Here is a 14,686-nt window from a genome sequence, read left to right as displayed (position 1 = left end):
TCAGCAAGGGATCCCCCAGATTTCGCTGGCGTAGCCCCTGATGGTGCGATCGCTGGAAAACTCCCCCATACCGGCAATGTTCAACAGCGCACGTTGATGCCATTGCTGAGGTTGGGAAAAATCGTTCAGCGCCTGCTGCTGGGCAAGGCGATAACTGTCAAAATCCAGCAAATGGCAATAGTGATCGCCTTCTGTCAACATGCGATAAATCGGCTGGAAAAGAGACTTATCCAGATTGAACCGGCCAGAGACCAAGGCATCGACCGCGGCTCTGATAACGGGATCGCTAGCGTAAACCTGGTTATGAGAACCCGCCTGCCGCTGGGTATTGATCTCGGCTGTAGTGGCGCCAAACAGGTAAAAATTATCGGCACCCACCGCATCACGGATCTCAATATTGGCGCCATCCATCGTGCCGATAGTCAAGGCTCCGTTCATGGCGAACTTCATGTTACTGGTCCCCGAAGCTTCGGTGCCTGCGGTCGAGATCTGCTCAGAAAGATCGGTAGCGGGAATGATATGCTCGGCCAGTGAAACCTTATAATCCTCCAGGAACAGGACATTAAGTTGCCCCTTGGCGCGCGAGTCGTTATTTACCGTTCTAGCCACTTCGTTAATTAGTTGAATGATCAATTTAGCCATGGCATAACCGGGCGCAGCTTTGCCAGAGAATAAATGCACCTTCGGTTGTGGCAGAGTATTACCCGACTCGACGATCCCCAGATACAGATGTATTACGTGCAGAATATTCAGCAGTTGCCTTTTATATTCATGAATACGCTTCACCTGGCTGTCAAACAGGGCTATCGGATCGATTTTTATCCCTTGCTGCGCAGCAATAAGCTGACAAAGAGCCTGTTTGTTATGCAGCTTGATGCTCTGGATCTCCTCCAGCGCTCCGCTGTCTTTGGCCAGCTTTTTCAACCGCTGCAATTTATCAAGGTCGGTCACCCAGCCAGGGCCCAATTGCCGGGTCAAAAATGCCGCCAGATTGGGGTTGGCTTGCTGGATCCAGCGCCTTGGCGTCACGCCGTTGGTCTGATTGGTAAATTTTTCCGGTGAGATTAAGTAAAAGTTGGGCACCAGATCCTGTTTTATCAGCTCGGAGTGCAATTTAGCCACGCCGTTCACCTTGTGGCTGCCGACGATGGCCAGATTGGCCATGCGGATTTTCTTCTCCTGCCCCTCTTCAAACAGGGACAACGAAGCCAGCAACTCGGGTTTATCAGGCCACTTCTCTGCCACCTCGCTAAGGAAGCGATGGTTGATTTCGTAAATAATCTGCAGATGGCGCGGCAACAACTTCTCGAACAATGCCACAGGCCAGGTTTCCAGCGCCTCAGGCATCAGGGTATGGTTGGTAAACGCACAGGTTTTCTGCGTAATGCTCCAGGCTAAAGCCCAATCCAGGCGGTGTTCATCCACCAGCGTGCGCATCATCTCGACGATGGTCAACGCCGGGTGGGTATCATTTAGCTGGATGGCAAGCGCATCGGGCAATGCGGTGATATCGTCCGAGCGCTGGGCATATTCCTGGAAAATATCGCGTAAAGTACAGGCAACCAGGAAATACTCTTGTGTCAGGCGTAATTCTTTACCCGATTGAATTTCATCTGCCGGATAAAGTATTTTCGAGATATTCTCCGATGCGATTTTCTGACTGACGGCCCGCAGATAGTCACCACGATTAAATATATGCACGTCAAATGAATCTGACGCGCTGGCGCTGTATAACCGCAGCTTGTTTACCGTCTTTCCGCCATAACCGGTCACGAAGTAATCGTGCGGCACGCCGACAATCACCTTCCAATCCATCCACATAGGGTTGTAATTGCCGTCGAGATCTTCACTCTCTTCAATGTGGCCCCCGATAGGGATCAGCATCAACTGCGAGTGGTGCTCAATCAGCCAGGGGAGTGCGTGGAATGCCAATCATCCGGTTGTTCGACCTGCTTGCCATTCTGTATGGATTGTTTGAACAGACCATACTCATATTTGATGCCGTGCCCGGAAGCCGCAATATCCAACGTGGCCATCGAATCAATAAAACAGGCAGCCAGGCGGCCTAAGCCGCCATTACCCAAGGCGGCATCAGGCTCTTGGGCCGTAATATCTTCAAAATCAAAACCCAACTCACTGACCGCCTGTTTGGCTGTGGGCAATAACCCGACATTCATCAAGTTATTACGCAGCGACTGGCCCAGTAAAAACTCCATGGACAAATAGTAGAGCCGCTTCTGCTTTGCTTGCTGCTGGCTGCGCTTTGTCTCGAAGAAGCCGTCTAGTTGGTAATCCCGCAGGGTTAAGGCCAAAGCATTGAATATATCCGCATGAGTAGCATCTTTGGGTTCCAGGCACAAAACGTACCTCAACTTACTGATTAAACTATTCTTTATTTCTTCAACGCCGGGCATTTCAATACGCATCTGCTTTGTATTCATTTGGATCCCTAAATTATCCGTATACCTGAGTGGCTATCTCCGATACCAAAGGACGAATAGCGGCCAAAGTTCTCAGTCAAGTGTAGACGGCTTTTGGTTATCCGGAGCGAAATTGCAAAGCACCAAATTTAAAGAATTCAACCGTCTATAATGGCTCCCCTCCTTTATCTGCGCCAGTTGTCCGTTTTAATTCCCCCCATTAATCTGATCAACAATAAATAGACTTAATTAATGTATAAAATCAGACCTATATTTAATATTGAGAACATTCTTGGTCAGCGGCTAACCGTGCGCAGGAGAAAATTATCAACCACTTAACCTGCTCCAAATGGCTACTGGCGGCGGTTTTGCTCTCTTCCCTCTCGGCACAGGCCGCTAACCCAGCCCCTTCGCTACCCGATGCGGACCTGACTGACCCGATAATTCAGGCTCAGCAACGCTTTGAACAGATGGTGTCGTACCAGGTCCGGCTCCGTTCCCAGTCGGCTCAAGGAGATAGCACCCTGATGCGGTACAGCTACCGCAAGCCAGGGCTGGTGCGCATGGATTTTACCGAACCTCACCCTGGCGCGGTGCTCATCTATAATCCCGATAAGGGAAAGGTGCGCGTATGGCCATTCGGTATCGGCAGGCTGCCGGTAGTGAGCCTTTTGCCCACCAACTCGTTGGTCCAGGACCCGAATGGCCACCGGGTCGATCAATCTGACATTGGCTTTTTGTTGCGTAATATTCGCCACCTGCAGCAAGCAGGGAAAACTGACGTGATCGGTGAGGAAACCCTGGCAGGACAGAAGGTTTTACATGTCTCCGTTGTCGGCGCAAACGCTGCGACGATCGGTAATGTGCACAGATATGATATCTGGTTAGCGGGTAGCCCCGGCTTCCCGGTCAAAGTGATCAGCTATGCGGTGGACGATAAGCTCCTGGAAAGCGTGGTTATGGATGCGCTGGTGTTCAATGTGCAATTCCCCTCTGATTTTTTCACCCCTTAACTGGAGCCTGACGCGATGGCTGAATATTATTTATCCACAATCTGGCGTATCAAGGCCCCACGGCAAGAGGTATGGGATGTCCTTTACCATCCTGATGGCTGGCCAGACTGGTGGAAAAACGTGCTGCAGGTTGCCGAGTTGGTAAAAGGCGATGAGCTGGGGATTGGTGCTTTACACCGCTATACCTGGAAAGGCGCTCTCCCTTATCGGATAACCTTTGATATCCATATAGTAAACATCATTCCTTTACAGCTACTTGAAGGGCACGCCAGCGGTGAAGTGGAGGGGCGCGGGCAATGGCTGCTGGTTGATGACGGAACCTATACTCTCGCCCGTTATATCTGGCATGTGCGCACCAACACATTGTGGATGAACTGGCTGGCACCGTTGGCGGCACCGCTGTTTCGCTGGAATCATCGTAGGGTGATGTATGAAGGAGCCAAAGGACTGGCCCATAAATTGGGCACCAGCGTTGAAATAGGCTAATGGCTAACGCATAGTGGGAGAAAACAGTCAGGAGTCGCCATGCAAATAAGGCCTTACCGGGAAGCCGATCGCCCGCTCCTGCGCACCTTGTATCTCGCTGCCCGCAAAGTCGCCTTCACCTGGCACGATAGCTCAAACTATCAGTTGGAGGATTTTGACCGCTCTACCCTGGGCGAAAACGTACTGGTAGCGGAGCAAGGCGGCAAGCTGCTTGGATTTGTCTCTATTTACCGTGCCGAAAACTTTATCCATCATCTGTACGTTGATCCCCACCTGCCACCGCTGGGCGTGGGCAGCGCTTTGCTGCTCGCGGCAGAACGGACCTTTACTTCAACCGGCTCCTTAAAGTGCCTGGTGAAAAACGAAAAGGCATTGGCGTTTTATCACAAGCACGGCTGGAGGAGCATTGCTACCGGTTGTGACGGTAGCGAGGAATATTACCTGCTGCACTCCCCCAGAAAAAGTGATCTGATGGCCACAGAGGCGGGTGGCCGCACAAGAGCATTCCGATAATATTCTTTCGATACTTAACCTCTCTTTATTAATAAAAGGAAATGACATGACGGAAATGTGAACCCTGGAATGATCAGATACGCGCATCATTAATAAGCGTAGCTTAACCCAGCCAAAAAATTTATTACCCCGCCAACAAAAAAATGAAATACTATTTTGTTAACACTTTTGAGTTAGTGATTTATAAATATGTAAATGAAAAATTAAATTAAAATATCATCATGATAGTTATAGTTATTTTTAATGAAAAACAATATCCTAAATTTAAAAAAACATATGGAATTGTGATTTATTCGATAGATAAACAATAGCCATAGGTTTATTTTTCAATCGTACATCAATCGATTTAATTTTAATATCTTCGTTTTCCTACATTATTTAAAGCGCATCTTTCAGTACAAAAGGCTGTTATACAATGAAAATAAAAAAAACGAGCGTATTCCTGTTGGTATTGATTGGCATGATCCTGGCGGCCATTGGTTTGAGCGGCGGTGTCTATGTTCTACACAAAACCTCCGACACCCAGTTTTGCCTGTCATGCCACTCGATGCAGACCCCGTACGATGAATATGCCAGTTCGGTTCATTTTACTAATCAAAAAGGGATCAGGGCTGAATGCTCCGACTGCCATATTCCCCCGGCCCCCTCGATTTTCTGCTTGCCAAAGTTAAGGCCTCCAAAGACGTTTACCATCATTTCGTCACCGGGAAGATTGATTCGCCAGAAAAGTATGAACAGCATCGGCTGGAAATGGCCCAGACCGTCTGGCAACAGATGCGGGCAAATGACTCTGCGGCCTGCCGCTCCTGCCATCAGTTTGATGCCATGGATCTGCAGTCTCAAAGTCCAGAAGCGCAAAAGATGCATAATCTGGCTATCAAAGAGCAACAGACCTGTATTGATTGCCACAAGGGCATCGCGCATTTCCCACCAGAAATAAAAATGGATGATAAAGCGGCTGGCGAGCTTTTGGATATTGCCAGGCAGACGCCAGCCAACGCCAAAACCGTCTTCCCGGCTCAACCGGTGGCATTGGGTAATTTAGGTACCGCTTACCCAGGCACCCAACTGACAGTGACCAACGCCACCGATACGCAAAGGGAAATCAAGATCACCGGCTCGCAGATGAAAGGCGCCGAGCAGGTGATTTATCTGGCTGCTGGCCAACGCCTGATCCTGGCCAGCCTGACGGACGAAGGGATAAAAGCCTTGCAGGTTGACGGCGACTTTATCAAAGACCATTACGACAACGAGTGGCGACCCGTTTCGCTCACGGCCACTATCAACCAGCCTGTGCTGGCCGAGACGGCACCGCTGTGGGCCTATGCAGAAAACCTGGATAACGTCTATTGCTCCGGCTGCCACGCCAAAATCTCTTCTAAACACTACACCGTCAATGCCTGGCCTGCTGTCGCTAAAGGCATGGGGGCCAGAACGGATATCTCGCCTGAAGATCTGGACATTTTAACCAAGTATTTCCAATACAACGCTAAAGACATAAACCCCAAGTGATTGGAGTTGCAGCCAACAACGCCGCAGCTTGAAAAGCAACGGGTATAAACAGTCACTAATAATAAGAGGACGTTATATGAATATGACTCGCAGAGGTTTTCTCAAAAACACCGGGGCAACCGCAGGGGCCTTGGCTATCACATCGGCCGTACCACTTCCCGCCTGGGCGGCTGATAGCCAAAATGGCATTATTCTGACCGCCGGTCGTTGGGGGGCGATGAACGTTGAAGTTAAAGATGGGAAAGTGGTTTCATCTAAAGGCGCTTTGGCCAAAACCATCCCCAATAGCCTGCAGGAAACGGCTCCTGACCAGCTTTATACCCATGCCAGGGTGAAATACCCAATGGTGCGTAAAAGCTTTTTGACCGCACCGGGCAAAGCCGATGGTAAACGCGGTGACGATGAGTTTGTACGCGTATCCTGGGATGAGGCCTATAAGCTGATTCATGAACAGCATATGCGCATTCGCAAAGAGTATGGGCCCGCTTCGGTATTTGCCGGTTCTTACGGCTGGCGTTCAAGCGGTGTGTTGCATAAAGCTCAAACCTTGCTGCAGCGTTATATGAGCCTGGCTGGCGGCTACTCCGGGCATTTGGGTGATTATTCCACCGGCGCCGCTCAGGTGATCATGCCCCACGTTGTAGGCTCTGTTGAAGTTTACGAACAGCAAACCACCTATCCGATGATCATGGAGCATTCACAGGTGGTGGTACTATGGGGTGTGAACCCGCTGAACACGCTGAAAATTGCCTGGAGCAGCACCGATGAGCAAGGCCTTGAATTCTTTAACAAGCTGAAAGCCTCCGGCAAAACGGTAATCGCCATTGACCCGATGTGTTCAGAAACCATTGAATTCTTTGGTGACAAAGCCCAGTGGCTGGCACCGAATATGGGCACCGATGTGGCAATGATGCTCGGTATTGCCCACACCCTGGTCAGCAACGCCCTGCATGACAAAGCATTCCTGGAAAAATACACCACCGGCTACGATAAATTTGAAGAATATCTGTTGGGTAAAACTGACAACACCCCCAAAACGGCAGCCTGGGCTGAGGCTATCTGTGGCGTACCGGCGAAGCAAATCGAGTTGTTGGCGGAGATCTTCAGTAAAAATAAAACCATGCTGATGGGTGGCTGGGGCATGCAACGCCAGCAATACGGTGAGCAAAAACACTGGATGATGGTAACGCTGGCCGCCATGTTGGGCCAGATCGGCACCGAAGGCGGTGGTTTTGGTTTCTCCTACCATTACTCCAACGGCGGTAACCCAACCCGCAGCGGTGGCATTCTATCGGCAATCTCGGCCTCCGTCGCCGGTGCCTCATCTTCAGGTAATGACTGGGCCGTCTCAGACGCGGTTAACAGTTTCCCATTAGCAAGAATTGTGGAGGCCCTGGAAAAACCTGACTCCAAATACCAGCATAACGGCCATGAGTTAACCTATCCGAACATCAAGATGATCTGGTGGGCTGGCGGTGCCAACTTCACTCATCATCAGGATACCAACCGCCTGATCAAGGCGTGGCAAAAGCCTGAAATGGTGGTGGTTTCCGAGTGCTATTGGACCGCGGCAGCTAAACATGCCGATATCGTCTTGCCAATCACCACCTCTTTCGAGCGCAATGACCTCACCATGACCGGCGACTACAGCAACCAGCATCTGGTGCCGATGAAACAGGTGGTGCCACCTCAGTTCGAGTCCCGCAACGACTTTGATGTGTTTGCCGACATGTCTGAGCTGCTGAAACCTGGTGGCCGTAAGGTCTATACCGAAGGCAAAGAGGAGATGGACTGGTTGCGTGAGTTCTATGATGCGGCCCAAAAGGGGCGCGCGCCCAGCGCGTTAACATGCCTCAGTTCAACCAATTCTGGCAGGCCAATAAACTGATAGAAATGCGCAACAACGAAAAGAACGACAAGTATGTTCGCTATGCGGAATTCCGCAGCGATCCGGTGATGAACCCGCTGGGGACGCCAAGTGGAAAAATAGAGATCTACTCTAAAACCATTGAAGGCTTTGGCTATAAAGATTGCCCTCCTCACGCTACCTGGCTGGCACCGGACGAGTGGAAAGGCTCAGCGAAAGAAGGACAACTCCAGTTGTTGACCGCTCATCCAGCCCACCGCCTGCACAGCCAGCTTAACTACGCTGGCCTGCGTAAACTCTATGCCATTGCCGACCGTGAACCGATCACTATCCATCCCGACGATGCCAAAGCGAGAAATATCGCTAACGGCGATCTGGTAAGAGCTTATAACGATCGTGGGCAGGTGCTGGTGGGGGCATTGGTCACTGACGGCATCAAACCAGGTATCGTTTGCATTCACGAAGGCGCATGGCCGGATCTGGACCCGGCAGCCGGGGGCATTTGTAAAAATGGTGGGGCTAACGTATTAACCAGCGATATCCCGACATCTCAACTGGCGAATGGATGTTCCGGCAATACGGCGCTGGTTTATATTGAAAAATACACCGGGCCAGAGCTGAAACTCACGGCGTTCGATCCCCCTAAAGGAGAGAGCGTGACGGCATAAGTAACCCAACGCTGGCCAGCCTATTGCTGGCCAGCGTTTTACTGGGGTTGCAGAGTGCAATTTTATGACCCTGTGTGTGCCACCCGGAGAGAAAAACAACCAGGGACGTGGACATTCATCCTCATCCTTAGCCGTTCAGGTATAGAAGTTTCTCCCTGGTGATTTTATGATTGATTTGGCCACACGCATCGGTCCTCGACAGAATAGTCACGAGAGTGACTGCAGCAAAATAAGGAAAGTATCGAGGAAATCAAAACACTCTCTGACGAGAATGAATTGTCCCAGGGATAAGGAAAGTCGCTATGGAAAGGAATTCGAAATCTCTTCCTCCCGTGGGGCCGCTGGTTTTCTTCGAGGCGGTGGCAAGGATTGGCAGTTTTACCCTGGCCGCTGAGGAATTATTTCTGACCCAAAGCGCCGTCAGCAAACAGATTAAAAAACTGGAAGACAACCTGGGCTTTGCGCTTTTTGAGCGTAAACATCGGGGTCTGCTACTGACAGAACCTGGCAGAGAGCTCTATGAAGGCGTTCAACCCGTGCTCGAGTCCTTTCGGGAAACCGTTCAACGCGTCAGAAAATGGTATGAGCAGAATACCATCAGCATTGTTTGCACCCATGCCGTTGCGCACTATTACCTGTTCCCAAAACTTGCTCACTTCCAACTGAGATTCCCTGAGATCACGGTAAACGTGGTAGCCACCAACCAGTTGTCTCCCTCATTGTGCATGAAATATGATTTCGGAATCCTGTATGGCAATGGCGAATGGTCAGGGCTTTCCGGTATCAAGCTTTTTGATGAAGTGATCTACCCAATCTGCAGGGCGGACTATCCCACGGATAACGTTGAGTCCATTGAGGATCTGCTGAAGCTCCCTCTTATTCAACTCGATACCGAAGGCTGGAACTGCATGAACTGGAATGACTGGACAGCCCGCTTCGGTAAGGACTTCAAGCCCTCAGGAAAGGTTATAACCTACAATCAGGTAACGCTCGCGCTTAATGCTGCAGAGCAGGGTTTAGGGGTGGCTTTGGGCTGGGAATTTATGGCCAGAAAAATGATCGAAAAAGGATTGGTACGCCAAATACCGGACTTTGAATTGCAGACAGGCCTGTCGGATTACCTGGTTCATGCCAACAAAGCCAAACTTTCCAGTGCCTGTTTGATCTTTAAAGAATGGTTACATCAATCGGCCGTTGATTAGTGGTCATCCCCATCAACCACTAATCACCCACCAGCATGGGACGGTTCAGATATCCCCCTGCGTTGCTGGATTCCTGTCTGAGCCGCAAGCGGGCACCCAGCCCTTTCAATGGATCTGGCGGTACCCAGCTTGGGTGGCTGTTCTCAAGAATAAAGCTCAGGTTATCACTGGTAAGCCCACAGATATGCTCAGCCAGGTAATAACCCAGGTAGGTGCCCTTGGCTACGCCAACTCCGTTGCATCCGACCAGGGTGTAAACACCCGCGGCGGGCTGCTTGAACACCGATTGGTGATTCAGCGTCATGCACAACATCCCGCCCCAGGTAAATTCGAAAACCTTATTCGCCAAGAAGGGGAAACGGGCCTGAAAGGAACGCCGATGCTGCTGCCAAGCCTGTTCCAACCCTTCAGCATTACTGTGCAAACTCCCCTGATAGTGCAGCGTATTGCGAACAAATATGCGGCCTTCTGGCGTGAAGCGCACGGTTGTACCCGCTGGGTGTGCGGACGTCGTTCCCCAAGGGCTAACCCCTTTGAAATACCGGTTCAACTCGTTTTGTGTCAGGGGTTCCGTGAGACTCGCATAGGTGAAAATGGGAGCAAGCCGGTTTTTAAGGTGGCCGAATTCCTCATTAAAAGAACTGGTGGCTTGCACAACGGTTTGCGCCGAAACCCTTCCCCCAAGAAAATTCAACTTATGCGGCGGGCCATATTCACAGCTCAGGACCGGGCTATTCTCAAACAGTTTTACTGACGGCGGCAGTGACTCTGCCAGCCCCCTGATAAGGGAAGACGGGTTAATCAAAACGTTACCGGGAGTATAAACAGCCGAGCGGTAATAGTCGGTTCCCAACCGCTTTTTCAACGCCTCCCCCTCGACGATTTCATAGTCGAAACGACCCGCTTTGAGCGTTTCAACAAAGTGGCTCAAACCAACCAGATTGCTTTCTTCATGAGCAGACATATATTTACCCGCCTTTTGCCAGGCGCACTCGATGGAATATTTGTCCTTGAAGTCACGTAACCTTTGAATGGCGAAGTTATTCAGATTGAACAACTTCCTATCGTGTTCGACGTTGGATTTAGCAGCATCAAGGTTATGGGGCACATCAATGACAAAACCAGCATTGCGACCTGACGTTCCCTGGCCCACGGCGAGTGCATCAATCAGCGCGATACTGGCATCGGGATTTAGCTCTGCCAGGCGCTGCGCTACCGCGACCCCGCTGTACCCGGCACCAATAATGGCAAAATCGAATTTTTGCTCTCCTTTAATCCGCTGGCCTAGCACCTTGGCGAACGATGGCGAGATCTCGTACCAGCCCAGGTTTCCATCAACGATTGGGAATTTTTTGATTTTTTGCATCACTTGCTCTCCACAATTTGCATAACTGACAATTCCACAAAGTAATGAAAAGCTTCTATTAATCACCAGGCAAGACCTAACGAATAATCGGCATCCAACTATTCCTGTGGTTCATGTTTATAAAGACCAAGTGAAAGGCGCGGCTGCTGCAAATAGGGTTTCAAGCGTTAATTTCCGTCAGTTGAAGTACGTGCTTCAGCAGAGGTATTCCACCTGGGAATTTTTGGATGCCATCTTATCCTTTGTTCTCTCCCCGGCAATCCCCGATAGTTTTTCCTGACCCCGTTCTTCCATGACCTGTGGGCACAAGAGGTACGCAGGAAAATAGAAGAAACCGACAACAACCAGAGCGACTTCTGGTCAAGCATCTCCTGAAACCTGTGATCCAAAAATAAATAAAGGTGCGTAACCCATGTCCTATTCAGTGTCAGAGCAAGGTGCGCTTGCGCACGGCTTCAAACAACGGCATATCACCATGCTGTCCATCGCCGGTATCATTGGCGCGGGCCTTTTCATCGGTTCCGGCCATGCGATCGCCACGGCCGGGCCAGCGGCGATCCTCGCGTATCTTATGGCCGGTGCGCTGGTCATTCTGGTCATGCGAATGCTCGGTGAAATGGCGGTGGCATCACCGGATACCGGTTCATTCTCAACCTACGCAGACCGCGCTATCGGATCCTGGGCAGGTTTCACCATTGGCTGGTTGTATTGGTGGTTCTGGGTGCTGGTGATCCCGCTGGAAGCTATCGCCGCGGCTGCGGTGCTGAATACCTGGTTTCCGTCCGTTGAGATCTGGATATTCGCCTTCAGCATCACCGCTTTACTGACCATTACCAACCTGTTCAGCGTTGGCAAATACGGGGAGTTTGAGTTTTGGTTCGCCATGCTCAAAGTGATTGCGATCCTAGCGTTTATTTCTCTCGGTACCGTTGCTCTGTTTGGCTGGCTGCCCGGCCGTGAAGTCAGTGGACTTAGCGTGCTGATGACACAAAATGGCGGCTTTATGCCAAATGGCTTCGGGGCAGTGATTGGCGCACTGCTTACCACCATGTTCAGCTTTATCGGAACGGAAGCGGTGACGATCGCCGCCGCCGAGTCGAAGGACCCAGCCCGGAATATCGCAAAGGCTACTCGCTCGGTTATCTGGAGAATTTGCCTGTTTTATCTGGCTTCTATATTCGTCATTATTTCGATTGTGTCTTGGAACGATCCGCTGCTGCCAACTCAAGGTTCTTACCAGCGCGTCCTCGAAATACTCAATATTCCCCATGCCAAGTTCTTGATCGACACGGTGGTACTGGTTGCCGTTTCCAGTTGCCTCAACTCTTCTATCTATATTTCTTCACGAATGATCTTCTCTCTAAGCAAACGGGGCGATGCGCCGGCTTTTATAAGCAAAACAACCCGCAAGGGAGTCCCCGCCTTCGCAGTGATTGCCAGCACTTTTATTGGTCTATTGATCATCGCTCTCAACTTCTTTGCCCCTTCTGCGGTTTTCAGTTTCCTGCTGGCTTCTACCGGCGCTATTGCACTGCTGGTGTACCTGGTCATTGCCATCTGTCAGTTGCGGATGCGCTATAAACTTGAACAAAGCAAGGCGCCAATTGTGCTCAAGATGTGGATGTTCCCCTTACTCACCTGGCTGGTTATTGGATTTATCACTGCTGCGCTAACGACAATGGTGATATTGCCCGAGCTGCGTAACGAGGTATCCGCAACCGCGCTACTAACCTTATTCACCATCTCACTGGGTTTACTCAACCAAAAACGCCGCAGGGCTATACCCCAACCCCTCTGGTTACCACGGCCGAATAGCGATTAGGGAAATCATTATATCTGGTTGCTTCTGAGCGGATGTTGAGTCAGCGGAAATCCGCTCAGAGACATTAAATATTTTCATACCGGGAAAGTTGGATTCAACGCTAATAAAGCAAGATAGTTCCGTATAAAATAAAGACAACCCAAGGTAATGTCGCCAACTTTCATCACACATGACTATCAGAAAAAAAGCCAGTTAATCAAATGAGTTAACTGGCCTTTAAAGACATTGCGGTATTTAGAAGAATCTAAATATTTATTCCCACTCGATTGTTGAAGTGGCATTTAATACATTGATTTATAATGGGTTTATACCATTAGAAAATATTAATACCGTCAAATCTACCGTCGCAGGAAAAAACTACTTCGCGATAACGATTCTTTCCCGATTTTACCCCTACTCAATGAAGTTCAGTGAGTTGCCTGGGCAACCAGCTTAACCCCAAGAGCAGCACAGACACGGTTAATGGTGTCAAATCGTGGATGAGCATCCGGGCGCAATGCTTTATAGAGCGCTTCACGGGAAATCCCGGATGCGTTGGCAATGTCGCTCATGCCACGGGCACGGGCAATTGTACCGAGAGCCTGGGCCAATGCAGCAGGGTCATTTTCTTCCATCACAATAGTCAGGTATTCGGCAAGTGCCTCGGGGCTGTCCAGGTATTCCGTAACGTCAAATTCAGGTAAATTGGAAATTTTCATGGTTCAGTCCTTAAGGGTTGCAGCAAGGGCAATGGCTTCAGCGATATCTTTCGACTGCGTGGATTTATCCCCACCGCCCAACATCACAATCAATACGTTTCCGCGCTGAATGTAGTACATGCGCCATCCAGCACCAAAGTGTTCACGCATTTCCCACACTCCTTCACCGACAGGCTTACAGTCGCCAAGGTTCCCAAACTGAGCCTTTTCAATGCGTCGTGCAAGGCGGCGTTTGGTCATACCGTCCTTGATGCTGGACAACCATTCGGTGAATTTGTGAGTGGTTTTGATCGTATACATAGGACTCATTGTAATCGAACGATTACAAAATATCAAAAAAATTGTATTTGGGGAGTTTACAGTAATGCCTCAACGCTGGGTCGTGGGGCGTCAAGGCAATGGATCATTTTTTCTTGGCGTGCTCGGCGGCAAGACGCGCACGCACTGCGTCAAGGATTACGGCACGGGATGGGTCGGCCTGCAATGCGTCGTAAGCCTGTCCCACTTGGTCATGAAGCCAGTTATCGACCGCCCTGTCTCGCGCCAGTAATGTGCGTAAGCCGTCGCGGATTACTTCGCTTTCTGTCGCATACTCGCCGGTTTTCACCTTGGCCTTGATGGCTTCAGCCATTTCATTTGGCAACGTAATACTTAACTGTTGTGTGGTTCGCATCATGCGCCTTCTTTTCTATCGGTAGGATTTAATCCTACTCTCGGTTCACCCCAAAGTCCACGACACCACAGATAAGTTATCGTCCCAGATAAACCGCCGTGATCTTGATGCGCTCATGGCCTAACTCACGACTAATGATCTGACGTGCGGCCCGATCTTGAACGCGCTGTTCAGGGGTTAATACCTTAGCGCTCGGTCCTCCGGCAGCAGGAGCCTGCCAGCCGCTCAAGGCTTCATACCGCTGTTGTGCATAGTGGTGCCGTAACCCGTGCATATGGCTTAATCCTGCCCCCTTGCACTGCCCATCATAGGTATGGTGCTGCTGGAGGTTGGCCTGGGTCGAGCATATCAGTGTCTGGCGAAACAGGTCGCGTATGATCTGTAGCTGGCAAAACAGCGCACATATCCCCCCATATTCATATTTGCTTAATATATGTGACGAGGGT

10 protein-coding genes and 3 pseudogenes are annotated in these 14,686 nt (G+C 50.3%); 7 read left to right on the top strand and 6 right to left on the bottom strand.

Annotated features, from left to right (window positions below; all coding sequences use genetic code 11):
- Positions 1-2,426: pseudogene (locus ACQ86O_RS12105) on the bottom strand (glycogen/starch/alpha-glucan phosphorylase).
- 362 nt (positions 2,427-2,788) lie between these two features.
- Here ACQ86O_RS12105 and ACQ86O_RS12100 point away from each other — a divergent pair.
- The 6 genes and pseudogenes from ACQ86O_RS12100 to ACQ86O_RS12075 all read left to right on the top strand — a co-directional run bounded on the left by ACQ86O_RS12100 (position 2,789) and on the right by ACQ86O_RS12075 (position 9,681).
- Positions 2,789-3,433, top strand: a complete 645-nt coding sequence (locus tag ACQ86O_RS12100) for a LolA family protein (protein ID WP_431225405.1) — start codon at positions 2,789-2,791, stop codon at positions 3,431-3,433.
- Positions 3,434-3,448: 15 nt separating this feature from the next.
- A complete protein-coding gene (locus ACQ86O_RS12095; protein WP_431225404.1) occupies positions 3,449-3,919 on the top strand; it encodes an SRPBCC family protein in 471 nt (156 codons plus the stop codon).
- Between the two features lie 39 nt (positions 3,920-3,958).
- Positions 3,959-4,432, top strand: a complete 474-nt coding sequence (locus ACQ86O_RS12090) for a GNAT family N-acetyltransferase (RefSeq protein WP_431225403.1) — start codon at positions 3,959-3,961, stop codon at positions 4,430-4,432.
- A 415-nt stretch (positions 4,433-4,847) separates the two neighbouring features.
- Positions 4,848-5,944: pseudogene (locus ACQ86O_RS12085) on the top strand (NapC/NirT family cytochrome c).
- Between the two features lie 76 nt (positions 5,945-6,020).
- Positions 6,021-8,479, top strand: a pseudogene (locus ACQ86O_RS12080) (trimethylamine-N-oxide reductase 2).
- Between the two features lie 302 nt (positions 8,480-8,781).
- Entirely contained in the window at positions 8,782-9,681 is a 900-nt protein-coding gene (locus tag ACQ86O_RS12075) for a LysR substrate-binding domain-containing protein (RefSeq protein ID WP_431225402.1), read from the top strand.
- A 19-nt stretch (positions 9,682-9,700) separates the two neighbouring features.
- Here the strand turns inward: ACQ86O_RS12075 and ACQ86O_RS12070 are convergent, their stop codons facing one another.
- Positions 9,701-11,047 carry an NAD(P)/FAD-dependent oxidoreductase gene (locus ACQ86O_RS12070; protein ID WP_431225401.1) on the bottom strand — a complete coding sequence of 449 codons (1,347 nt, stop codon included), beginning with the start codon at positions 11,045-11,047 and terminating at the stop codon, positions 9,701-9,703.
- Between the two features lie 412 nt (positions 11,048-11,459).
- Here ACQ86O_RS12070 and gabP point away from each other — a divergent pair, with 412 nt between their 5' ends.
- Positions 11,460-12,869 (top strand): GABA permease, encoded by a 1,410-nt coding sequence (gabP, locus tag ACQ86O_RS12065; protein WP_431225400.1) that lies wholly within the window; start codon positions 11,460-11,462, stop codon positions 12,867-12,869.
- A gap of 407 nt (positions 12,870-13,276) precedes the next feature.
- On the opposite strand, the gene ACQ86O_RS12060 is transcribed toward gabP, so the two are convergent.
- The 4 genes from ACQ86O_RS12060 to ACQ86O_RS12045 all read right to left on the bottom strand — a co-directional run bounded on the left by ACQ86O_RS12060 (position 13,277) and on the right by ACQ86O_RS12045 (position 14,514).
- On the bottom strand, positions 13,277-13,567 hold the full coding sequence (locus tag ACQ86O_RS12060; RefSeq protein ID WP_431225399.1) for an addiction module antidote protein: 291 nt from the start codon (positions 13,565-13,567) through the stop codon (positions 13,277-13,279).
- Positions 13,568-13,570: 3 nt separating this feature from the next.
- Positions 13,571-13,867, bottom strand: coding sequence for a type II toxin-antitoxin system RelE/ParE family toxin (locus ACQ86O_RS12055; protein ID WP_431225398.1), 297 nt, complete (start codon positions 13,865-13,867; stop codon positions 13,571-13,573).
- Between the two features lie 103 nt (positions 13,868-13,970).
- Positions 13,971-14,240 (bottom strand): ribbon-helix-helix domain-containing protein, encoded by a 270-nt coding sequence (locus ACQ86O_RS12050; protein ID WP_431225710.1) that lies wholly within the window; start codon positions 14,238-14,240, stop codon positions 13,971-13,973.
- Positions 14,241-14,316: 76 nt separating this feature from the next.
- Positions 14,317-14,514 carry a hypothetical protein gene (locus ACQ86O_RS12045; protein ID WP_431225397.1) on the bottom strand — a complete coding sequence of 66 codons (198 nt, stop codon included), beginning with the start codon at positions 14,512-14,514 and terminating at the stop codon, positions 14,317-14,319.
- Positions 14,515-14,686: the final 172 nt, after the last annotated feature.

The organism is Serratia sp. L9, from assembly GCF_050632285.1.
GTDB lineage: Bacteria > Pseudomonadota > Gammaproteobacteria > Enterobacterales > Enterobacteriaceae > Chania.
This window is presented reverse-complemented; position numbering and strand designations above follow the sequence as displayed.